15 protein-coding genes and 2 pseudogenes are annotated in these 22,637 nt (G+C 65.8%); 3 read left to right on the forward strand and 14 right to left on the reverse strand.

Going from position 1 to position 22,637, the window contains the following annotated elements; translation table 11 throughout:
* Window positions 1-23 precede the first annotated feature (23 nt).
* The 3 genes from ACRXBZ_RS18800 (at window position 24) to ACRXBZ_RS18810 (ending at window position 2,473) form a co-directional block, all read left to right on the forward strand.
* On the forward strand, window positions 24-449 hold the full coding sequence (locus ACRXBZ_RS18800) for a response regulator transcription factor (RefSeq protein ID WP_433880201.1): 426 nt from the start codon (window positions 24-26) through the stop codon (window positions 447-449).
* Between the two features lie 459 nt (window positions 450-908).
* Window positions 909-1,319: a YciI family protein gene (locus ACRXBZ_RS18805; protein ID WP_210435681.1), complete on the forward strand. Its 411-nt coding sequence runs from the start codon at window positions 909-911 to the stop codon at window positions 1,317-1,319.
* A complete protein-coding gene (locus tag ACRXBZ_RS18810; protein WP_433880202.1) occupies window positions 1,316-2,473 on the forward strand; it encodes an RNA polymerase sigma factor in 1,158 nt (385 codons plus the stop codon). Before ACRXBZ_RS18805 ends, ACRXBZ_RS18810 begins: the two co-directional genes overlap by 4 nt.
* Window positions 2,474-2,499: 26 nt before the next feature.
* On the opposite strand, the gene ACRXBZ_RS18815 is transcribed toward ACRXBZ_RS18810, so the two are convergent.
* From ACRXBZ_RS18815 to dnaB, 14 genes and pseudogenes are all read right to left on the reverse strand, one after another.
* Entirely contained in the window at window positions 2,500-3,036 is a 537-nt protein-coding gene (locus ACRXBZ_RS18815; protein WP_433880203.1) for a GrpB family protein, read from the reverse strand.
* A 528-nt stretch (window positions 3,037-3,564) separates the two neighbouring features.
* Window positions 3,565-3,726: pseudogene (locus tag ACRXBZ_RS18820) on the reverse strand (VOC family protein); the annotation flags it as partial.
* Window positions 3,727-4,037: 311 nt separating this feature from the next.
* On the reverse strand, window positions 4,038-5,768 hold the full coding sequence (locus ACRXBZ_RS18825; RefSeq protein WP_433880204.1) for an acyl-CoA dehydrogenase family protein: 1,731 nt from the start codon (window positions 5,766-5,768) through the stop codon (window positions 4,038-4,040).
* A gap of 2 nt (window positions 5,769-5,770) precedes the next feature.
* On the reverse strand, window positions 5,771-6,580 hold the full coding sequence (locus ACRXBZ_RS18830; protein WP_433880205.1) for an acyl-ACP desaturase: 810 nt from the start codon (window positions 6,578-6,580) through the stop codon (window positions 5,771-5,773).
* Window positions 6,577-6,747 (reverse strand): annotated as a pseudogene (locus ACRXBZ_RS18835) (acyl carrier protein); the annotation flags it as partial. The pseudogene ACRXBZ_RS18835 and the gene ACRXBZ_RS18830, both read right to left, overlap by 4 nt.
* A gap of 175 nt (window positions 6,748-6,922) precedes the next feature.
* Window positions 6,923-7,780: a class I SAM-dependent methyltransferase gene (locus ACRXBZ_RS18840; protein WP_433880206.1), complete on the reverse strand. Its 858-nt coding sequence runs from the start codon at window positions 7,778-7,780 to the stop codon at window positions 6,923-6,925.
* Window positions 7,764-9,500 (reverse strand): AMP-binding protein, encoded by a 1,737-nt coding sequence (locus ACRXBZ_RS18845; RefSeq protein WP_433880207.1) that lies wholly within the window; start codon window positions 9,498-9,500, stop codon window positions 7,764-7,766. Before ACRXBZ_RS18845 ends, ACRXBZ_RS18840 begins: the two co-directional genes overlap by 17 nt.
* Before the next feature lie 655 nt (window positions 9,501-10,155).
* Window positions 10,156-10,617, reverse strand: coding sequence for a TnsA-like heteromeric transposase endonuclease subunit (locus tag ACRXBZ_RS18850; RefSeq protein ID WP_433880208.1), 462 nt, complete (start codon window positions 10,615-10,617; stop codon window positions 10,156-10,158).
* Window positions 10,618-10,807: 190 nt separating this feature from the next.
* The gene (locus ACRXBZ_RS18855) at window positions 10,808-11,815 is read right to left on the reverse strand and encodes a DUF6924 domain-containing protein (RefSeq protein ID WP_433880209.1); all 1,008 of its coding nucleotides are present in this window, start codon (window positions 11,813-11,815) and stop codon (window positions 10,808-10,810) included.
* Window positions 11,816-13,258: 1,443 nt separating this feature from the next.
* Entirely contained in the window at window positions 13,259-14,485 is a 1,227-nt protein-coding gene (locus ACRXBZ_RS18860) for a GDSL-type esterase/lipase family protein (protein WP_433880210.1), read from the reverse strand.
* A gap of 4 nt (window positions 14,486-14,489) precedes the next feature.
* Window positions 14,490-15,107 (reverse strand): TnsA-like heteromeric transposase endonuclease subunit, encoded by a 618-nt coding sequence (locus ACRXBZ_RS18865; RefSeq protein ID WP_433880211.1) that lies wholly within the window; start codon window positions 15,105-15,107, stop codon window positions 14,490-14,492.
* Between the two features lie 548 nt (window positions 15,108-15,655).
* Window positions 15,656-18,121: a DUF6924 domain-containing protein gene (locus ACRXBZ_RS18870; RefSeq protein ID WP_433880212.1), complete on the reverse strand. Its 2,466-nt coding sequence runs from the start codon at window positions 18,119-18,121 to the stop codon at window positions 15,656-15,658.
* Window positions 18,122-18,454: 333 nt separating this feature from the next.
* Entirely contained in the window at window positions 18,455-18,856 is a 402-nt protein-coding gene (locus ACRXBZ_RS18875) for a LysR family transcriptional regulator (protein WP_433883914.1), read from the reverse strand.
* A gap of 860 nt (window positions 18,857-19,716) precedes the next feature.
* Complete coding sequence (dnaB, locus tag ACRXBZ_RS18880) at window positions 19,717-22,341, reverse strand: replicative DNA helicase (RefSeq protein ID WP_433883915.1); 2,625 nt, start codon at window positions 22,339-22,341, stop codon at window positions 19,717-19,719.
* Window positions 22,342-22,637: the final 296 nt, after the last annotated feature.

Here is a 22,637-nt window from a genome sequence, read left to right on the forward strand (position 1 = left end):
CTAGTACGAACGGTTTTAATGTAGTGAGAACGTCACCGCAAAGATTCAGCACAGACAAGCTGATAAATCTCACCAAGGCAGAGAGGGACGTCATATATTGTGTCGCCTGCGAACTTACCGACGATGAAATTGCAATGCGGCTGTACATCTCGAAAGATACCGTAAAATCCCGATTGGGTAATATCTACCGCAAGTTTAATCTACGCAACCGTGTCGGTGCTGTGATTCTGGGATACGAGCTCGGAATCCTCACTCCGTCATATTCCGAGCAATTCCGAAATGCTGAAGATTCGCCGATTGACCATACATCCCACATATGTCTTCCGGTCCGCCAACAAGACATGAAAGAAATGGAAGCTTTAGCGGATCTTATTGCCAGACGCATGAAAAAGTATCTCCTCACTGAGGCCATGAGCCCACAATGGGAACAAACGAGAAGCCGATCTTAGTCGCGACCCCGCCACCTGTACGATGCCCCGCACCCCCGGTGCGGGGCATCGCCGCATCATGGCCGTTGTGCACATTGCACACATCACGACGCTTGTTCACATCAGCCGTTACAGTGCGTACAGGCTGATTGGGGCGCTTGTTTTGATCATGGCTATCAGGCGGCAGGTCCCGCGTGAAGGGCCACTGCTTCATAACCCATTTCGCGCGAAATCGCCGTTGGCCACGCCTGGCAAGTGTCGATTTCGCGCGAAATCGCGCAGCCCCGCTCGCGGGCCGCGGTCGCGCTGTTGACCGGTGAGCTCCCGAGATGTCGCACGGGTGGGGCATCGCCACCCCTGTGGTCAGCGTCACATCCAGAAAAGTGTGCGGATTTCCGGCGGCGGTGTCGAGAACAGCGCGCCGGCTCCGTCCCTGGGGCACGATCGGCCCTAACCGGCCGCACAACCGAGAAGGAGCTCATTGTGAAGTACCTACTGCTCAAGCACTACCGAGGTGGCCCGACACCGGCTGTGGACCAGCCGCCGATGGATCAGTGGACTCCGCAGGAGGTCGACGCGCACATCCGGTACATGAAGGACTTCGCCGCCCGCCTGGAGGAGACCGGCGAGTTCGTGGACGGGCAGGCACTGGCTCCCGAGGGCACCTTCGTGCGATACGACGGTGCGGGACGCCCACCGGTGACCGATGGCCCGTTCGCCGAAACCAAGGATCTCATCGCGGGCTGGATGGTCATCGACGTGGAGTCCTGGGATCGCGCGGTCGAACTGGCCGGGGAGCTGTCTGCGGCTCCCGGGGTTGGTGGCAAGCCGATTCACGAATGGCTCGAGGTGCGGCCGTTCCTCACCGAGCCGCCCGCGGTGACCGAGTGAACGAGCCGCTGCTGCGGGAGCTCGTGCCTGCGGTGATCGGTGTCCTCGTCCGTCGCGGAGCTGACTTCGCCTCGGCCGAGGACGCCGTGCAGGAGGCCCTGATCCGGGCACACGAAACCTGGCCGGACGGGCAGCCACGCGACCTGAGGGCGTGGCTGATCTCGGTCGCGTGGCGCAGATTCCTCGACGCCGCCCGAGCCGAGAAGGCCCGGCGCGAGCGAGAGCTCGCAGTGGAGGCCGAACCACCCGGCGGCCCGGTGCCTGCCACGGACGACACGCTGCGCCTGTACTTCCTGTGCGCGCATCCCACCCTGGCTCCGAGTTCGGCAGTCGCGCTGACCCTGCGCGCGGTTGGCGGCTTGACAACCAGGCAGATCGCGACGGCATACCTGGTTCCGGAAGCGACGATGGCCCAGCGGATCAGCCGGGCCAAACGGCGCATCGCCGGGGTCCGGTTCGAGGAGCCCGGCAACCTGACGACCGTGTTGCGAGTGCTCTACCTGGTGTTCAACGAGGGATACAGCGGGGATGTCGACCTGGCGGCCGAGGCGATCCGGCTCGCCCGCCAACTCGCCGCCCTCTCCGACGAGCCCGAAGCGGCCGGGTTGCTCGCACTCATGCTGCTGCACCACGCGCGCCGGGCTTCTCGCACCGGGCCCGGCGGTCGCCTGGTGCCGCTAGCCGAGCAGGACCGCTCGCTCTGGGACATCGAGCTGATCGCCGAAGGAGTGACGATCCTGCAGACCGCGTTGGCCCACGACCGGCTCGGCGAATACCAAGCCCAGGCCGCGATCGCCGCCCTGCATGCCGACGCCCGCACCGCGTCCGAGACGGACTGGGTGCAGATCGTGGAGTGGTACGACGAACTGCTGCTCCTCACCGGCAGCCCAATCGTGCGGCTCAATCGTGCCGTGGCAGTCGGCGAAGCCGATGGACCACAGGCCGGCCTCGCCGCGCTCGCCGACATCGACCCCGCCCTGCCCCGGTACACCGCGGTGGCGGCATACCTCCGCGAACGCGCAGGCGATCTCAGCGACGCCGCCGACCTGTACGCCGAAGCCGCCCGCGCCGCCACCAGCCTGGCCGAACGCGACCACCTCACCCGCGAAGCAGCACGCGTGCGGCACCACGCCCGGACCTCACCACCGCCTTGACGGTCACCGATTCCGCCCCACCGGGCTCACTCCTCCCAAACCGGCACGAGGGGCAGGCCGCGGGCGGCACGCTCGTGGTCGACCGCGCGTTGGATCAGCTCCGTCTTGCGCTTGGTGTAGGCGAGTCCGTTCTCCTCCTCGGCAGCGACGCGCCGCTTCAGCTCTCCGTACTCGGCCGCCACCTCCGGATGCATCCGCAGGTGGTCGCGGAACAGCCGCTCGTTACGGGTGCCCCAGGTGTCGGCGGTAACGACATGCAGGTGGTGACTGCGCCACCCGACGTCAGTGTTTCGGTAGTAGAACAACCGCTCGGTCATCCCGGTCTCCTGTGGCCGGTAGCCCAGCCGCTCCAGCACGGCTTCCCGGTCGGCGGTAACGTCGTCCAGCCTCGTAACCGACGCCATCAAATCGATCACCGGCTTGGCGGCCAGACCCGGTACGGAGGTGCTGCCCACGTGCTCGACGTTCAGGAACAGCCCGGGCACGGCGTCGATCAGCTCCGCGCTGGCTTGGGCTCCCTGTTCGGGCCAGGAAGCGTCGTACTCCGCTATATCAATGGCCATCTGCGCATTTTAAGAACCGCGCCGCGACTGCTGGTCACGTTGCAGGTGATCTTGTTTGTTGTTCCGCAAGCCGGTGCCCGTGTTGCGCCGCCAAAGGTGCCGATGCGGTGCGGACAGGCTGGTCTTGGAGCCTTCCGCGGGAAGACCGGGTCATGCCTTGGGTCATGCCGGTCGCCGCGGCGCGGCGCACGAACCTGACTGCCGAACAGTGGCAGCAGCGATCATCCGTCCGCTAACGCAGTAGGGGTGATCTCATGTCGTCTTCTCGCATATACACGGCGCAAGCGCCAAGCAGGCGCCAAGTGATCTGAGAAAGCGCCAAGTTCGTTGAGACCCCACAAAACGCCGAGGGTCTTACGGCGCGTGACATGTCGATCTTGTGCGACCGGCGGTGTTCTCTGTTGGCTTACGGTAATTTCACCAAGATCAGTCTCGAATCGGGGGCATTTCCTCAGCGTCGATCGCCCGCCCGCCGGTGGTGCCGGTCAGACCGCGGACGGGCGTCACTGGTCTGGAACGTTGCTGTCGTCAGCGGGCGAGCCTCGCGCGGGCCTGGTCGGTAAGTGGTGCGAAGAAGTTGACCAGGTTGCCGTCGGGGTCGCGGAACAGCAGGGAGCGGTTTCCCCACGGCATCGTGGTCGGCTTCTGCACGATCTCGGGGACGACAGCTAGGATCGTCAGCCGTTCGTGCGCGACTGGCCAGCCACGCCGACGCGCGACAGGGACACTGATCACCCACAAGAACGCGCCCTGGCGGCCGCAAGCGCCGGGAAATTCGACGTCCTGAACGCCTGAACGTGCCGATCGGTGCAGAAGAGCACTACATGACCAAAGAATCACACCGTGATGTCGTATATGACATCCGTACGACATCGTTCGTGAGATTACGACGTCAACCGCGAGACCCTACAACAGCCTTGTAGAGTCTCACCGCTGGTGACCTGTCGATCTTCGTTGACCTGCGGTTTTGTGGTGCAGACCGGGTGGGCCGGCGAGCGGCGTCAGGCCGGCTGCACCCGATCGTCGGTGTCGCGGGCGGCTGTGACCGTGCGACGGACGTAGTCGGCGTGCGCGAGAGGCACCTCGAGCAGTGCTGCGGGCACGTCCAGCAGATCGAGTACCTCGGCGTGCCGGTCGGCGCACCGGTCGCTGAGCACGCCGCGCTGCGCCATCAGTCCCCGGATCCCCGCGCCGTCCAGCAGTCCCTCCGCCACCAGATGGTCAGCCAGGCCCAGCAGGCAGGTCACGGCGTAGAGCTGTCGCACGGCGTCGTCGACGTCGCCCCGGGAACGGTCCGTCCACCGGCGGAGCAGCAGGGCGGCGCAGCGCGCGTCGACCTGCGGTCGGCACAGTGCGCCGCGCTGCGACGTCCTCCAGCGCCGGAGAAGACGCTCCGCCAGCGCTTCCAGCAGGTCGATGCCGTGGCCACACGAGCGCAGGCCGTCCTCGGTGACGGCGGGCACGGTGGGAGAGGCGTCGTCAGTTGGCGCGTTTTTCGCGGCGACACGGACGCTCTCGTAGCACAGGACGGTGTTGTCGCCGCCGAAGGTGGTGTTGATCTCGCCGTCCACGCGTGCGGTGACGATCTCGTTGTGGCTGTGGAACCCGTGGCCCCCGCAGAGCTCCCGCAGAACGACCAGGGCCGCGTTGGCCGCCCACGAAGCGTGGGCCTTGGCCCCGGAGGTCAGTCCGTAAAGCGTTTGCCGGTGGCGGGCGACCGGCTCTGCCGCGTAGCGACTGGTCCATTCCTCGACGAGGTGCTCGGTCAGGTGGTGGAGGGCGAGTGCCCCGGCGACGACGGGCATGAGGCGTTCGCGGTAGTGCTGGTAGCTCAGGAGAGTGCTGCCGAAGGTCTCCCGGTGAGTGCTGTAGCGAAGAGTGATCGCCGCGCAGCGCCGCAACACCCCGGCCGCTCCCGTCACGGGGAAGATGCGTTCCTGAGAGAACGTCTCCAGGCAGCGCAGATAACGCCCTCGCCTGGCGATCTCGGAGACGTACCTGCCGGAGTCGTCGATGTGCGCCCAGGCGCTCAGCAGGGCGTCCGGCGGAATCCGGTACTGATCGAAATGGATCATTCCCGTCTGGTTCCCCGCGATCCCGCCCTTGGGGTCGGCACGGCGAATGCGCACGCCGGGGAACGGCAGCGCGCCTTCCGTCGGCCGCAGCGGAACCCGGAACCAGTGGTGGCCCTCGTCGGCACCGTCGACCACCAACCGGGCGAGGAGCATCGCGTGCGTCGCGGAGAACAGGCTGTTGCCGATCCAGTACTTCGCCGCGTCATCGGACGGTGTCATCACGCGCAGCGACCGGTCGTCGTGCCGGTAGTGGACTTCCGTCCCGATGGACAGGAGGTTGGTCCACCGGCCGATCTCGGTCACCGCGAAGGCGTACACCCGCTCCATCCGATCGATCTCGTCGCGGTACGCCGCCAGCTGTGCGGGACTGCCGTGCGAGAGCAGTGCATTGCCGGCCAGTTGCTGGTTGCCGATCGTGGAGACCAGCGAGATGTCGAAGGCGCTGACCCAGCCCAGGGTGCGCACCAGGTCGGGGAACCGGGTTTCCCGGCTTCCCCCGCACCAGGCCTCGCTCCCCACCAATCCCTTGGCGTGCAATGCCTTCGCGCGTTCGACCGTCAGGAGCATCAACTCGTCCACCCCCAGTTCGTACCGGGCGAGCGGATCGAAGAGGGGCTCGTCGAGAAAGCCGGTGACAGGCGCTCCGGGTTCGGGCACCGTCATTTCTCCTGGCCGTGCGGCCGGGCCGTCATGCCGGGTTTGGCGACGGGCAGGTCGTGGCGGGTCAGGTGCAGGGCCTTGAGGGTGGGAGCCACGATGTCGCGGAGGTAGACCTGGCCGTTGATGCCAGTGGAGCGCATGAGGGCGGTGCGGGCATCGGAGTCCGGGAGGAGTTGTTCCGCGGGCATGCGGAACGTCCGCAGGACATGTGCCAGATCGGCCAGGGTTCCTTCTCGGTCGTCGTCGAGCAGGAGGGCGACCATTTGTTGGTAGAACTTGGTGTGGGCCATCTCGTCGCGGCCGATGAGGCGGTAGATGTCGGCGAGGACCTGGTGATCGGTCTCCAGGGCCAGGGTGCGCTGGGAGCGGTAGACCACGAAGGTGGTGAGTTCCTGAATCATGCCGTAGATCAGCATTTCGCGGGGACTCTCGTACGGGCGCTCCCAGCGTTTGGCCAGCACGGTGTCGGCGTAGTCGTGGAGTTGTTCTTCAGTGCGCTGACCGCTGCGATGCAGGTACTCCCGCAGGGCGAGGGAATGCTTGGATTCCTCGTACCCCCAGTTAGCCGCGAACCAGGCCTGGGCGTAGTTGCGGCCGAAGAGTTCCAGGTGGGCGTTGAGATAGTCGGGGAGGAACATCTCCACGCCACAGAACGTCTCGGCGTTGGTGGCAAGTTGCGGATCGCTCTTCGAGCTGTCGAGCACGTCCCAGTCGATGTCGTTGAACAGATTCCACCTGCGGGTGCGCTCGGCGTTCTCGAAGAACGTCATGTAGGAGCGGTGGAAGGATTCGCGCAGATCCCTGTTCATGAGGCGGTCCGGTTCGCGAGTTCGGCGGAAATCAGGTCGCACAGCCCTCGGACATCCGTCACGGAGTAGAGCTTTTCGTCGGGCAGGCGGACGTCCAGCTCCGTCTCGGTCCAGGTGACGAGCTCCAGCAGCTGCAGGGAGTCGATGCCGGCCGAGTGGAGGTCGGATTCCGGGGTGAGCGGGGGTCACTCGGCGGACGTGATCTGGCGCAGACCACGGCCGAGGAGGGCCAGCAGGTCGTCCTGTGTCATCGGGATTCCCTTTCCTGTGCGGTAGTACCGGTGTTCCGGGAGACGGTGTGGGTACCACCGCCCTGATCGACGGCTGTGGCCCGCAGCGCTTTCACTCGGGATCGTCGACCCGGCGCAGGCACCACTGGGAGAGGGTCATGTGCCGGCGGGCGAAGGAGTTGACGCAGCAGGTCAGATAGCGGTCATAGGTCTCGAAGAGATCGTTGCCCCAGCGGTCGCGGATTTCTTCTTCGTGGGCGCGCAGCCGGGTGCGCCAGTGGGTGGTGGTCCGCTCGTAGTCCTCGCGCCTGGTGCGCAGCTGCATGACCTCCCAGTAGGGACCTACGGCCATGATGATGTCCTCGGCACGGGGCGTCATGCCCCCGGGGAAGATAGTCCTGCCGAGCCACTGGAGCTCCCGCGCCTCCTCGGGACGGCGGGGCAGGCGGTCGCGCAGCCCGGTCTGGAGCGCGAAGTGGGTGCCGGGGCTGGTCCACGTCCACGCCTTGTGAAAGTAGTCGCGGTAACGCGCGACAGCGCGGCCCGCGCGGGCCTCCTCGGGAGTGCAGACGTGCTCGATCATGCAGATGGACTGCACCGCGTCGAAGGTGTGGGACGGCGTGAAGTCGCGGTAGTCGACGCAGGAGACGCTTACTCCCGCCATGTCGCGGCGCAGGATCTCGTTGTACTGGGCTTCGGAGAGGGTGATGCCGTGCGCCTGGGCGACGTGGCGTTCCTGGGTGAGGTAAGCGAGGTTGTTCCCCCAGCCGCAGCCGATGTCCAGCACCCGGCTCTGCGGTGTGATGCGGGCGAAGTCGTGCAGAATGCCGAGCTTGGCGACCTGGGCGGTGTCGAGGTCGTCGGTGTCATCGAAGACGCCGCAGGTGTAATTCATCCGGCTGTCGAGCCACAACCGGAAGAACTCCGGATCGAGGTCGTAACTGACGGCTATGTCAGCCCTGCTGGACATGGAGGGCACCTTCCAGGTACTGGCGGCGGGTTTCCTGCCGCCGTGGCTTTCCCGAGGTCGTTTTGGGGACGGTGCCGGGCCGGACGGCGACAACGTCGTGGACGGGAATGCCCAGAGCGGCGGCCACCGCCTCGCGCAGGGCGGGGGCCAAGCTGGGGGCGGCCGAGGTGCGGCACTCGGCGACGATCACCAATTCCTCGGACTGCGGACCGGGGCGGGTGCAGGCGACGACGCCGCCCGCGCGGACGCCGGGAACGGTCTCGGCGAGCCACTCAACGCGCTGTGGGTCGATGTTGCGGCCGTTGAGGATCAGCAGATCCTTAACGCGTCCGGTGACGAACAACTCCCCTTCGGCGAGGTAACCGAGGTCTCCGGTGCGCAGCCAGCCGCCCGGCAGGAAGGACGTGCCGGTCTCCTGTGGAGCCGCCACGTAGCCGCGAGCGACGGAGGGGCCACGCACCCAGACTTCACCGACGGCGCGCTCACCGAGGGTGTCGCCGTGGGTGTCGCGGATGACGATCTCGTTGCCCGGCAGGGGTGGTCCGCACCCGACGAGGGTGCTCACGCCGTCGGCAGGGTCCGGCAGCCCGGCCCCGCTGTCGGCGGGGTCTGTCTCACCGGTGGGATCCGCGCCGACGGGGGTGGCCCGCCCGGCGGACAACGCGGCCGTCCGGACATGGTCCACGCGGTACGGGCGATCCGGTGGGGAGAGTGTGACCGCGAGGGTGGCCTCGGCCAGCCCGTAGCACGGCATCAGGGCCTCGGGAGCGAGGCCGGTGGGGGCGAAGGTACTGAAGAACCGTTCCAGCACCGAATGGTTGATGGGCTCGGCGCCGCATCCGAGCACGCGCACGTGGCCGAGGTCCAGGGCAGCGGTCTGCTCGGCCGAGGTCCGGCGGGCGCTCAGCGCGAAGGCGAAGTTGGGCGCGAAGCTGATCGTGGCGCGTCGTTCGGACATCGAACGCAGCCAGAGCCCAGGATCCCGCACGAAGAAGCGGGTCGGGATGAAGGAGACGGGGACGCAGGCCAGCAGGGGTGCCAGCACGAATCCGACCAGTCCCATGTCGTGGTGGAGTGGGAGCCAGGAAAGACCTCGGTCGATGGCCGGGTCGCTGCGCAGGCCGTCGTGCATGATGGCCCGGCCGTTGGCGAGTACCGCTGCTACGCGCGCCGGGACGGCACGGGGATTTCCGGTACTGCCGCTGCTGAACTGCAGGTACGCGGTCGCGTCCGGCTCGGGGTTGTGGGGTGGTGACTCTTCCGGCGGCGCGGCGACGATGCTGTCGAGGGCGACCGGCCTCCCACTGTCCGCTGGCGGTTCGGTGTCACCGCGCAGCGCGATCACCTGAGGCTGCGCGGTACGCGCCATCGCCGTCACGTGGGCGCTCCACGCGGCGTGACGCCCCGCCGCGGGAGGCGGTGGCAGGGGAACGGGGACCACGCCAGCCCACAGGGCGCCGAGGAAGGCCGGGACGAAGACGTGCGGGTCGGTCGCCTCGACGGCGACCCGGTCGCCGGGCCGCAGGCCAGCCTCGCGCCATCCCCGTGCGGCCGACTGGACGCCCCAGAGGAGGTCGTGCCGGCTGACCGCGGTCCATTCGCCGTTTTCGCGAAGGTATTCATGGGCGGGCCGGTGGTCGTTCTCGTAGCCCGCCAGGACGTCGGTTACCCAGGCTTCGCGCATGTGCCGCCGACCCTTTTCTTCGCAGTCAATGGTCAATTATCCAGCGCTCCCCCGATCGGGAAACGCGCGGCCACTTTCGCCGGGACATCGTTCCCCGCGGAACAGCCGAAGCCGATGACGCGTAGCGTGTACCACGCAGCCGCTAGTCCACAGCGTCGATGTTGGACAGGATGAAAAAAACAGGCACACAGCAGACCCTGCGCGATCAGCCATACTTGTATGTCCTTATGGGACATACTGCGTCGTGCTCAGGCTGTACCCGCAGACATTCGCGGTGTGCGCGCCGATCGCCGGTCGGGCTCGAGGTCGGCGAGCGCTCCGGCGGAGGCAAGGGCTTCCATCTGGGTGTGGTGAGCACGGCGCGGCGAGCGAGGTGGTGATGGTGCCACGGTGGATCCGCGCCCCGTGCCGGCGGGCGTCGGCGATGAGCGACTGTGGCGAGTAGAACCCCATCGGTTGCACCCGCTACAGCGCCGCGCAAAAACGGGCAGGAAAATACAATTCGAGCCAGCTGCTGGAGAACATCAGCAGACGTTGCGACACCACGTCCCGGGTACTGTCATCGACCATCCGGCGATGTCAGGACAACGGGTTTCCGCAGTATCAGATCAAATGATCGGACGCCTATCAGCTAAATGCGGAAATGGTCATTCTTGCGCGGCAGCTCCAAGAACGGCCGACAACCCGATTCTCAGTCCGATGCCCAATTGGACAGACAGCGGACATTACGACTGAGAATTGGCGCTTTCAGGACCTCGACTTTGGACGGCGCCTTGACGTCCACCACCATGACACTGCCATCAGCGTTGACGAGCAGGTTGTCGGGCACATGCCTGCGGATTCGGGCTCCATCCGGCCCAACAAGCTGGAAGGGTTGCGCAGCCAGAGCGATCACGTCGCGGTCGAAGTCCGCCAGCATGATCCGCGCCAGCTCCAGGCGGCTCTCATACGCCACGAGACCCTCGACCGTCGAGGAGTAGTACCAGCCCGAGTAGTGACGCCTGCCCTTGTACCAGCGGAACTCGCGAACGGGCAGTCCGCTCGCTATGTCGTCCACGACGACCCGATCCAAGGTCGTGTGCAGGAACTCGCCGTCGCAGCGCCGGTAGCGCACCCGAGCCTGGTCGACGCCGTCCTTGCGCACGAAAGCCATGCCGCCAAATGGTGGCAGCAGAGATCACCAAACCGCTAACTCCACACGGGTGATCTCCACAGTCCGGTAGGTGTGGTGCGGCTGTAGTCGCTGTACACCACGCGTACAGCGACCACCGCGCCCCGCCCCGAAGAGGCGGTCTCACCGCTCACCAACCGACGTCCCGGTGGCACGGCTCCCCTTCGGCGGCCTACGCTTCGTCGTCCCGCCAGTCGTCGATGTCCATGTTGCCCAGCGCCAGGTTGACCACCATGCCCCCCACGACCTCGGGGTCCACCCGGAAGGCGAACCCGACCTGGTCTACCAGAGGGACCACCAGGACGCGGTGCCCGGGCTCGCGCATAGTGGTGGCGTCGGCGATCAGCACCACGTCGGAGTTCATCGCTTCCTTGTCGGTACTGGGGTGGACCTGCGCCATCACCTGCTCCGGCGTGGCGCCCGCAAAGGCCGGATCGTCGACGAAATCGACGTAGTCGCCGAAGTCGTCGATCACGTCGTTGCGGCCCGGGCGACACACGCGCTCGACCAGGGAGGCCCAGGCCGCATCGTCGGTGAAATCGGTGCGCACGAGCAGATCAGCCTGTTGGATGAGCGGAGGCAGCTCGCGGGCCGGCTGAGTGTAGCGGGGCGGGGCGTTCAGCGACTCCAGTTCGACCCCCGCGGGCTCATAGAGGTCCCAGAGGTCCTCCTCGTCGGGCTCCCACTCCTCTTCGTCCTCCTCAAGCTCAAACTCGGCGGGAGCCGTCTCCGAGAACCAGTCGATGGTCGAGGACAGGCACGGGCGGTCCGGCACCAGGTAGGTCATGGCCGCCTGACGCGGAGTGATCCAGAAGGCATAGCCGTCGCTGCCGCGAAAGGCCAGCAGCGGGCGCCAATCCGCATTGCGCACGGTGCGGTCGTCGGTCAGCACCACCAGGTCGGGCACCCAGATCCCGGGCCGCTCCAGGGCCGCGGAGACATCCTCGGAGGTGGCGCCCCGCCACGCGGGATCCTCCGCCACGATCAGGCGCCGGGGAATCGACTCCCGCGCCACCGCATCGGCCGCGTCCCCTTGATCGGACCGGTACATGCCGGGGAGCTCGCCCATGCGCCAGAGCACGTCTTCCCAGACGTCGTCGTCGCTGTCGGTGCGCACCAGCAGGATCCCGGGCACACGGGACTCACCGTCGTCGGGGGGTAAAGGAAGCGGAGGACGCATCAGCAGACACCTCATCGAATCGGGGACGAATCCCCGTAGTCCTAACACCAGGCGACGACAAACCCTCGTCGGCGTCGCTTGCCGTGCGCAAGCGCAGTCCGCTGTATTCACGCAGGTAGCTGCTGCGCTATTGCTGCTGCCGCACCGACGAGAGGCCGGAAAACACCGCCCTTACAGGGAACCGTCAGTGCCCTCCTATACCAGCGCCATCCGCATCGCGACGCGTCCGCGACGCTGAACTCGCGAGTGCACGGAGCACGCCGGGCGTGACTGTGGTGGAACGTCAATTCAACCCGTCAAAATCAGCCGCCGCTACCGCATCGACACCGACGCCCGCATCGACGAGCTGCCCTGCTGGCTGGCGCAGCCCCTCACCGCCCGGCCGGCCTCCTCGACAACACGCGATCGTCGATGTAGCCCGGCACCACGATTTACAGGGGCAGGGACTTACGCCGAGTTTTGGCTGGTCGTCCGCTGTTGTAGTCGGTGATGTAGCCGGTCGGTTCATGCCAGTGCGCGGACCACGGGTTCTTTCACGCCTTGCACGAACCGTTTCAGCGTCTCGACCTCGTCGTCGGTGCGATCAAGGTTGCTGCCGGCGACGTTGACCAGCAGAACGATCTCGTCCTTGTCGTGGATTTCGCAGACCTGGAGCTCATTGGACGCGCAATAACACGATCAAGCAGCAGCATTTAGAACCTGTTCTACCAAATTCCATGATCATATCTTTCTCGTGATTCTTCCCCGCAACACGACAAACGGGATGCGTCAGCCAGCGCGGTTCGGCACCACGACCTGCCACAACTGCGACGGAAGCGGTTGGGACGAACGCGAAGACCACCACTGCAACATGTGCGGAGAAACCGGCACGATCTGACAACTCAGGTGCCACCGACTAGCCGACAGCACCCTCGATCGTTGTCGGCTAGGACCTTTCTCATCGATCCGACGCAAGCGACAAGTAGGCGACAAGCTATTTGAGAAAGCGACATCAGTGCTGAGACCCTACAACCCTGTAGCGTCTCAAACCGCGTGACATGTTGATCTTGTTTGCCCAGCGGTCTCTCTGGCTGTCTCATACCGACTTCACCAAGATCAGTCTCGAACGCATGACACTTCCTCGGCTGCCACCTTCGCCCGCGCCTTGAGGCAGGCGCCAGGGGTCACCGTTGACGAGCCGCAGACCCGCTCGTTTCCGGTATTCCTCACTGGCGACCGCGACACGCTCGACGCCGCACACCTGGGCAGGCCGAACGCACCAGCAGCTGGCTGCTCAGCGGGTTCACCACCACCGACGTGCCCGGAACAACCATGGCCGAAGTCCAAGTCGGGGCGGCCACCGAGGCGATCGACGACTCCGAAGCTGCCGACCTCGTCGCGGCCCTCCTGAAAGAGGCCGAGTCAGCGGCCTGATCGCAATGAGCCGCCGGAACCACCCGAACCTCAAACGGAGCTAGCGGGACGTTCCGCGCCGAGCGGGCCGCCGTCGCCGAAGGTCAAAGCGGCGAAACGTTCGCCGATGCGGCGGTGGGTTGCGGCATCCGGGTGGAGATCGTCGGACAACGGGAGCTCGTCGAAGTCGGCCTTCCCGTAGAGGTCGAGGCCGTCGAGGTAGTGCAGGTTCGGGTCGTCGGCCGCCCGCTGCTCCACGACGCGGGCGAGTTCCTCCCGGATGACGGTGAGAGTGAGCTTGCCAGCGGCGCGGTCGGCAGGATCACCGGTCGCCCGGAACCGCACCTTCCCCTCATTGAGAGCGCTCGAGTCGAACGCGCAGGGACCGGGGGTGTCCTCGTGGATGGGGCAGTAGAGCGACGAGACGACCAGCAGCGGCGCGGCGGGGTGGCCCTCGCGAATGGTGTCGAGGAAACCGTGCACCGCTGGGGTGAAGGCGCGCAGACGCATCAGGTCGGCGTTGACCACGTTGATGCCGATCTTGATGCTGATCCGGTCAGCAGGGGTGTCGCGCAGGGCGCGAGCGGTGAACGGGTCGAGCAGACCGCCGCCGCTGAACCCGAGGTTGATCAACTCGACGCCACCGAGCGAAGCGGCCAGCGCGGGCCACGTCGTGCTGGGGCTTGCGGCGTTGGAGCCGTGGCTGATCGAGCTGCCGTGGTGCAACCACACCAGACGTCCCCGGTCCGGTGCGGGCTCGACGGAGGCGTCGGTGCGCAGGGCGACGAGCTGGGTGATCTCGTTGTGCGGCAACCAGATCTCGACGTCCTTCACGCGGTCGGGCAAACTGGGAAAGCGGACGGTACCCACGGGGCCGGGCTGGGTCTCGGCGGTCCCGGTGGCGAGGTCCACGGTCAGGACGTTGCCGCTGGGCGCGCTGGCCTGGCCGGTCAGGTGCCCGTCGACGAGCAGGTCGTAGACGCCGTCGGGACGCGGCGGAGCGCCCAGGTAGACGTTCTTGGTGGGCAGCGTGTCCAGTTCGACTGCGGTGGCCCGCGTCCGGAACACGAGCCGCACACCCGAGGGCTGCGCCTCCGCCATAGCCAACTGCCCGTCCGAGTACTGCGCGCGGGCGCGGGCGGGCAACCGGTGCGGCAGCACGCCGTGCTCGGTCCGCTCCAGATCCAGCGCACCACGCAGGAGTTCCCCGGTGATGGGTGTGATGATCCAGTCCTGCGACCGGGACGCGGCGGTGATGTCGTCGTGCGGGAGGCTCACGATCTCAGTCTGTCAACCAGAAGCACGGCCCGCACGAGGTTTTCCGGACCCGCTGGCGGAGGCGCAACCGCGCACGAGTGGCGCTTGAACCACGTACCTCGTTACGAGGATCACTCTCGCGTTGTCGGAGACCAGGAGTAAGTAACCCCAGATCGAACAGCCAGTCACGGCGGTACTTGGCCAGGTAACGCACATTCTCCAGCTCGGCCAGTGGAGGCTCGCTGAACACCTGGTAACTCCACCCCTTTGACTCGACCAGCCGTCTGGTCCAGTCGAAGGTGAACACGTTCTCCGGCCTGGCAGCCCGATGACGAGGCTTGACATCGACCACAACGGGAACGTCATCGGTGAAGAGCAGGAAGTCCGGGACGTGCTTTCGTTCCCGCCCAGACACCATGGACTTCAGCAGAATCGGCTGCGCAACGATGCCACGCACCGATGTATCGAAGTCTGCGAGCAGAAGGCGAGCGAGCTCCAGTCGCGACTCGTAGACGACATGGTTCTTCTCCGTCGCAGACCAGTACGTGCCCGAGTAGTGCCTCTGCCCTCGATACCAGCGAAAAGTCCGCCACGGCACGGCAGTTCTCAGAGCGTCATCGTCGACATCGCTCCACAGCCTCACGACTTCTACCTCTTGGAGCGAAGACCGGAACACGACGGACGTCGTCCCAGGCCGCCCTAACCGAAGCTGTTCCTCGGTATCGCCCACCACTTGATCGAGAGCCACGACCGACCATCGGCAGCACCACCGCAGACCATAAGGATCAGTCCGATACTCCACACGAGCCCCAACTGCACAAGTGCAGCCGAGGTGCAGCCAACGATGAGAAAGTGCAGCCGGATTTGAGACCCTACAACCCTGTAGGTTCTCAGAGGCCGTGACATGTCGATCTTCTTTGGTCAGCGGTTTTGCCTCTGTCTCGCCGCGATGTCGCGAAGATCAGTCTCAGGCGGGTGGCTTTTCCGGCGTGAAGTGACGTCACTTGTTGGTTGACAGAAACACCGATGCGCCAGACGAGCAGCGCGCGCCTGACAACCCGTTGCCCGACGGCGCTGACGACTACGGCGAACACCAGATGCCTTCGTCGCTCCAGCGAACGGGAGGGCTCAGGCTGACCCGGCGTGAAGCGTGTCGGTTCGTGGGCAGTTGGTTGGTGCCGCTCTCCGGGACTATTCGGTTGCCTGATCGATAGTCAGGTCCTCGACGCGGCCGTAGAGCATGTGTTCCCGACGTACTCCGTCGTCGTCGACGCCATCGGCGAAATCCTCCCAGTCCATGTTGGCGATCGAGAGGTTGTTTTCGATCTCCTGAATGGTGTGCGGGAGGGCTCGGAACGACCGGCCAGCGGGCTCGCCTGGCCAGTCGTTGGCCGGGTCAGGCTCTGAGCCGAGGTCCACGATCAGGATCGGGTGCTCGGGGGAGCGAATTGTGGTTTCGTCGACGACCAGCAGCAGCGCGTGCGTGGCACGGTCCGGCCCGGATTCCAGCAGGTCGGTGGCTGTCAAGCCGGCGAACGCTGGGTCGTCGACATACGTCACGTTGGCCTCGAACTCGTCCGGTGTCACCCAACTGATCCCGGTCTTCACTCGTTCCCAGGCCGTGTGGTCGGAGAAGTCGGTGCGGATCACCGGCACGTTCGGCGTGTCCGGCAGCTGTGGTGCGCCAGCCGGAACCGCGGGGCGGCGGGCGGCACGCTTGAGACTTGTTTTCGCCTGTCGCTGGTTCGAGGATTTCGTGAACTCGGCGTGGTTGCGTTTGTACCCGTTGCGCCACATGACCTCGCCGTCGGCGTCCAGCATTTCCAGGTCACCGCTGTCACGGACCACGACCTGTTTGGGGTGGAACGGGAACCGCGGTGTGGTGAGGCTGTCCCACGCCTTGCGGACGCCGCGCAGGTCGACACCTTCGCCCTCGTCTTTGGACCATCGCAGGAACAGGCCGTCCTCCTCCAGGGTGAGCCGGGTGCCGAACCGGTCCGGAAACATCGCCGGGACCAGGTAGAACCAGCTGGTGATCTGCCCCTGTGGCCCATAGAGAAAAGTACCGCCGTGCTGATGATCGTGCACCAGCACGTACTCGCCGTTGGGGGAGGTCAAGCTCTGCTCGGCCAGGCTCTGCCCAACCAGCAAGCGGTCTCCGCGTGCCACGGTGAACGACGGAAGCTGGACGTCTGTGGTTGCGGTGTCGGTGTGCCACACGATCTCGCCGTCACTGTCCAGCAGGACGACGTCGCCGTCGTCACGGACCTCCAGCATCGCAACGCCACAGCCCGCCGTGCCGGTGGACCGCAGCGGGACACCATCCTCGTCATACGCCACGAGATCGCCGTCGGGCTGCAGGGTGACGTCACTGACACCGGTGCCGCGACGCTTCTGCCGCCAGTCGCCAGGACTGAACGAGCTGGACCACCACAGCGGTTTGCGATCGTAGTTGCGGAAAAGGATGAGATCGTCAAAGCCGAAGTGCTTGAGGGTGAACGCGTCGTTGAGCGAGGTCAGGGACTGCCGTCGCAGACTCTCGCCAACTCGCAACCGGTGTCCTCCGGCGATCAGGTCGTCTCCCGCCGACGGCGCTGAAGGCGAGTCGCCAGAGCGCACACGGACCTTGGTGCCCGGGAACCGGCTCAGCCGCCGTGTGTGCCGGCTAGGCAACTCCTCAGGCAAGGGTTCCATCGGCGTGTCCGGTGCTTCCGGCGCGGCGCACGCCCCTCGGTATGGGATGGGGGCGTGGCCCGTGCGGTGACGGTAGCCGGTGAAACCGCCGGCTGCGGCGAGGAACCGGACGGTTTCGAGTTGCAGATGCGGGGAGCCATTGTTGCCGACGATGTCGAGGCGGTAGCAGGCATAAGCTCCGGGGGCGGTGATCGGATAGGTTCTGGACTCGTGCCGGTCGGTGAACGACTGGTGCGTGCGTGTGTCCAGGACCCGCCACAGGTTCCCGTCTACGGAGCCGCGCAGGATCCATGCGGCCGGGTCCCGATCGGGTGCGTCGTTGGCGGAGGTGAGGACGTACCGGTCCGCCGCGATCGGGTGCGGAAACTGGAATTCCAGGGACGCCCGGTCGTGTGGTGCGAACCATTTGCTGGGGGTCCCCTCGATGAGGTTCGCGGCCACCTCACCTGCGTCGCGATACTCGGCGCTGGCCCACACGTGGGTCACCATGCCAGTGATATCCGCGTTGCCGGTCGGGCTCGCCGAACGCAGCGAAACCGAGCAGGAGATGCCCGTCCGGTCACGCCAAGCTGTCCACAGCAGCGGCGTGTCAGCACCGTCGTCGATCAGCAACCGGAGCTGTTCCGACGGCTGCCAGCCCGTTGTGTCCTCGACCTCCGTGTCGAACTCGTACCCGCGAGTATCGCCGGTCCCTTGTGCGTCTTCCGGCTGGCTGCGGAGCTCGCCTCGTACCTCCACTACATCGCCGTTGGTGGTGCGGCGATGGCCGTAGCAGCTCGCCATGTCCGGTGAGAAACCGACCGCGGACAGCGCGCCGTCCGCGCTGCTCCACGACAGCTCGTCCAGGACTAGGTTCTCGCCGTTGTTGACGTGCACCAGTAGCTCGTGGCCTGGCGTCCACTCCGCAGAGTTCAGGGCACGCCACCACATCTGATAGGCGTGCCTGGACGCCGCGGCCGTCATAGGTTCGAATGCTCCTCGCTGGTCATGGCGTCGGCGGTGACGACTCAGCGACGCGTGATGTAACTGGATCGTAGGGTGTATCACCCGACGGTCAAGAGTTGTCCGGTGACGATGGTTCTGGCAGTCACAAGGTCTGCACGAAGTGCCCATGCTGTAGCTCTGCGTACTGTTGCTGCCACGTTCCGATCGTGGGCTGAGAACCTGCACCGAGATGTCGGGATACGGGCCCTTGGACTGACTTCTTACGGGCCATTGCAAGCGGAAATGAGATTGTCGGCGTCGCAGGTAGCGTGGCCGGAAGGTACTCGTCTGTGCGGCAATTTCTGAATCCCGTCACCGTGTCATAGTTCGACAAGGTTGAGGTTGCGGTTTCGTCGTCATCACTGCGGCGCCGTTGCCCGTGCCGGCGAGCATGGCCAGAACTGGGACTGCTTCCGCCCTGAATGCCACGCCGGCGGCGGTGAGGCTGATGCCGTCAGGGTCGGGCGTCTTGTCCAGGAGAGTGGCCCCGACAGTCTGTTCGAGGTCGTCGATGTGGCGGGTGAGGACGGCTTTCCTGATGTCGAGGTGGTGGGCGGCGTGATTGAGGTCGGGGTGTCCGGGGACTGCGAGGACTCGTCGGATGCTTTGTTCGGCTCCGCGAGTGGCGAAGGCCGCCCAGAGGGTGCTGGAGAATGTGTCGGGTCCGCCGTGTTCGGCGAGGATGTGCTTGTGGGCGGCGACTCCGTGGCGGATCGCGAGTCCGAGCTTGCGGGTTGGCGGGCCAGGTCGGACGGTCGGATGCCGAGCTCAGCCGCGATGTCGACAAACGAGCGGTGGCTGTGTTCGTATTGTTCTCGCAACAAGGTGGTGTCGACGGCGAGGAGCCCTGACGCGGTGCTGGTGGGCCGATTCCGCTGCTGATCAGGAGTGTGCTGATCCGTTGATGGCTGCAGCCGGTGAGCTGTGCAATCTGGCCGGGGCGGAGTCCTTGCTTCATGTAGGTGCGCAGTTCGTGCTCGCTTGGTAGGGGTGTTCCTGGTCTCTGCGTGCCCTGCTTGGGACTGCTTTTTGAGGCCAGGGCTGTGGATGACGGATCGCGGTCAGATGGATGTGCTCGGGTGTGGTGTTCAGGTGGGCGGCGATGGTGCTGCGGGGCAGCCCCTTCCGGGCGAGGGGCCCTTGCGCGCCAATGTGAGATTGTCCAACCGGACGACGGTCTCCCTCGCCTGAGCACCATCCTGGACCAGGCCGGACCGCAGCGTGGAGGTCATGCATCCTCCAGTGCGTCGGCGTAGAAGTCTTCCTCTGCGTCCTCCAGGTCGTCGTCATCGCCCATCTAGCGATCGGCTCAGCGTCAACGTTCGAGGGTGCGTCACCCGAGCCTGCGGCGGCCAGCAGGCGGGCGACCGACGGCAATGCCGACAACGCCGGTTCCCGCTCTTCGGAGTGGTCGAGCGCGGCTTGCTCGCGGGAGAGTGAACAGACAGAGATCCACGTTCACTCGATCTAATGGTCCGCGACCGCAGTTCTCAGCCCGATGGCCAATTGGCCAGACAGTGGCCATCAGGACTGAGAATCCGCCATCAGGTTTGAGACCCTACAAAACCCCGCGGCTACTCCTGGGCCATGTCGACGAAGCGGCTGTAGTGCAGCTGGTGGGCGACGGTGATCGTGGCCGTCGGGCCGGCACGGTGCTTGGCCAGGATCAGGTCCGCCTCGCCCATCCGCGGGTCGTCCCGCTCGAACGCGTCCGGCCGGTGGATCAGGATCACCATGTCGGCGTCCTGCTCCAGCGAACCACTCTCACGCAGGTCCGACAGCTGCGGCCGCTTGTCCGTACGCTGTTCCGGGCCTCGGTTCAGCTGGGAAATCGCGATCAGCGGGACTTCGAGTTCCTTCGCCAGCAGCTTGAGGTTTCGGGAGAACTCCGAGACCTCCTGCTGACGGGACTCGACGCGCTTGCCGGACGTCATCAGCTGCATGTAGTCCAGGACGATCAGCTGGATGTCGTGGCGCTGCTTGAGCCGGCGGGCCTTCGCACGGATCTCCATCATCGTCAGGTTCGGCGAGTCGTCGACGTACAGCGGCGCCTCGCTGATCTCGCTCATCCGCCGCGCCAGCCGCGTCCAGTCGTCGTCGGTCATCCGACCACCGCGCATATCGCCGAGCCGGATCCGGGCCTCGGCGGAGAGCATGCGCATGACGATCTCGGTGCGCCCCATCTCCAGCGAGAAGATGACGCTCCCGAGCCCATGCTTCACCGACACTGACCTGGCAATATCCAGACCCAGCGTCGAGTTGTGAGTCGGAATCATCGACCGGCTGGCCAGGTACAGGTGATCCGGTGAATCCACCTCCACGCACCGAACCGGCACACTCGCCACCGACCGCACGTCAGTGATGAAGCGAGTGCCGACCATCCTCGGCGTCCGCGCGTTGCGCTCCTTGTGAACCAACATCTTGCGGTTCAGCCGGAAAACATCGTCCTGGGTGGTGAACGTGAGCGTGAAGGCCGTGGACGATGCTTCCGTTCGGCCACGGACCCTCTTGGTCGTCAACGTGCAGCTATAGCCGAGGCCGACGACAAGTTCGTATGCATCGCGTGCAAGTCGCTCACTGGTCACGCTGAACTGAACGGATCCGCTCGGTGCCACCGTGCCGCCGGTGTCGAGGAGACCCGCGAGAATGGCGCGGCGTTGAGATTCGGAACCCCGGAGGTACTCGGCCGGGATGTGCTTGTTGCCCAGCACTCCCATCGTCCGGAGGAGGGCCTGAACAGTTCCGCGCCGATTCCGGCGGGCCTCGCACTGGCGCAGCCCGCACGCCGGTTTTCCGCAGTCCGGACACATCGGCTGCGGAACCGGTTCAGAGATGCGGCGAGCCTTGCCACCGCAGCTTCTACCGCAGGTCCGCACTTGACTGGTCTCCGGCACGAACGTGGCACCGCAGACGACGCACGTTCGTTCGGCAACCAGCTCGGGCTCGGGAAACTGGATCCTGTAGTGGCGGTCGTGCACCAGCGGAGCGCGGTAACCCTCCGCTTCGACGTACATAGCGATCTCGGGATCCGCGCTCGTGAAGGCCGCCGCCATCGACGTGCCATCACCCAGCCAGACGCCCAGCACGTAGGGCGCGATGGGGAGATCCCGTTCCTGCAAGTCGAGTGCCTGTGCGGCGTTCACCGAGTGGTTGAGCCGTCGATCGGCCGTGTTGCAGCGCAGGGTCGCCGCGATTTCCTCGGTCGACCGCACTTCCGCGAAAGTTCGCTGGTTGCGGGTGCGGTTGTATCCGACCGCAGCGGCCTGAGCCGACTTCCGCGACGCGCGAGTGTCGGTCAGCCACTGGTGTTGGGCATCGGCGGTGATGATCGTGCCGTCGGAGAATTCGACCTCGTAGCAACGGCGGTCGTACATCACCTCGGTTGCCCCGACAACCTTGGTCGGCTTGCCGTCCGCGCCGATCAGGTAGTCCCCGACCGCTACCTCGCCCATCGTCGTCCAGCCGCCCGGGGTCGGCAGCGGCGTGTCCAGCGACAGTGCCTTACCAACACCGGGACGCGCCGCGATGATGATCATCTGGCCGGGGTGGAGGCCGTTGGTCAGGGCGTCGAGGTCGGCGAAGCCCGTCGGGATGCCCTGGGACTCCCCGCCGCGGGAGGCGATGGCGTCGATCTCGTCCATCGTCGGCTGGAGGAGCTCTTCGAGGACGTGGTAGTCCTCGCTGGCCCGGCGTTCCGTCACGTCGTAGATCGCGGACTGGGCCCGGTCGACGACCTCTTCGACCGCCGCACCCTCGGAGCCGTGGTAACCGAGCTGCACGATCCTGGTGCCCGCCTCCACCAGGCGGCGCAGGATCGCCTTCTCCGAGACGATCTCCGCGTAGTAGCCGGCGTTCGCGGCCGTGGGCACCGTGGCGATCAGGGTGTGCAGGTACGGCGCGCCGCCGACCTTGAGCAGCTCCTGGCGGCGCTCCAGCTCGGCCGACACGGTGATCGCGTCCGCCGGTTCGCCGCGGCCGTAGAGGTCAAGGACGCAGTCGTAGATCGCCTGGTGCGCCGGCCGGTAGAAGTCGTTGGGGCTGAGCACCTCGACGACGTCCGCGATGGCGTCCTTGCTCAGCATCATGCCACCGAGCACGGACTGCTCCGCGGCGAGGTCCTGCGGGGGCTGCCGCTCGAAGGTTCCGCCGCTGGACCCGCCGTCGTCGGCGAAGTACGGATCCTCCCGCTCGTCGGGCATCGCCACCGGACCCGTCACCTCCTCCGGCGCCAAGACGATCACGCGTGCCGGCGCGACCGCCCGCGCGCGAAGCTAGATCGCCCGCTCGGAGCAAGCAAATCAAGCTGTGGACAAAGCTCGGGACAACCTGTGGATAGATCGAATCGAGCTGGGGATAACTCGCGTCAGCCGTCCGCATGGCTGGGGACAACTTGGGGACAAGTGGGCATGATCGACAACAAACCCCAGGTCAACAGCTGTGCGCAGGCTGTGGAAGAAATCCGTGGAAAAGTTCCGGCGTGTCGCGCTCGTCGGCG

It is taken from the genome of Saccharopolyspora hattusasensis (assembly GCF_050972075.1).
Taxonomy (GTDB): Bacteria; Actinomycetota; Actinomycetes; order Mycobacteriales; family Pseudonocardiaceae; genus Saccharopolyspora; species Saccharopolyspora hattusasensis.

Bases quoted from the DNA above. Each gene is read 5' to 3' on its own strand.
- ACRXBZ_RS18855 (WP_433880209.1), bottom strand. From the start codon at position 11,815: ATGCGTCCTCCGCTTCCTTTACCCCCCGACGACGGTGAGTCCCGTGTG.
- ACRXBZ_RS18850 (WP_433880208.1), bottom strand. From the start codon at position 10,617: ATGGCTTTCGTGCGCAAGGACGGCGTCGACCAGGCTCGGGTGCGCTAC.
- dnaB (WP_433883915.1), bottom strand. From the start codon at position 22,341: ATGCCCGACGAGCGGGAGGATCCGTACTTCGCCGACGACGGCGGGTCC.
- ACRXBZ_RS18870 (WP_433880212.1), bottom strand. From the start codon at position 18,121: ATGACGGCCGCGGCGTCCAGGCACGCCTATCAGATGTGGTGGCGTGCC.
- ACRXBZ_RS18815 (WP_433880203.1), bottom strand. From the start codon at position 3,036: ATGGCCATTGATATAGCGGAGTACGACGCTTCCTGGCCCGAACAGGGA.
- ACRXBZ_RS18830 (WP_433880205.1), bottom strand. From the start codon at position 6,580: ATGAACAGGGATCTGCGCGAATCCTTCCACCGCTCCTACATGACGTTC.
- ACRXBZ_RS18840 (WP_433880206.1), bottom strand. From the start codon at position 7,780: ATGTCCAGCAGGGCTGACATAGCCGTCAGTTACGACCTCGATCCGGAG.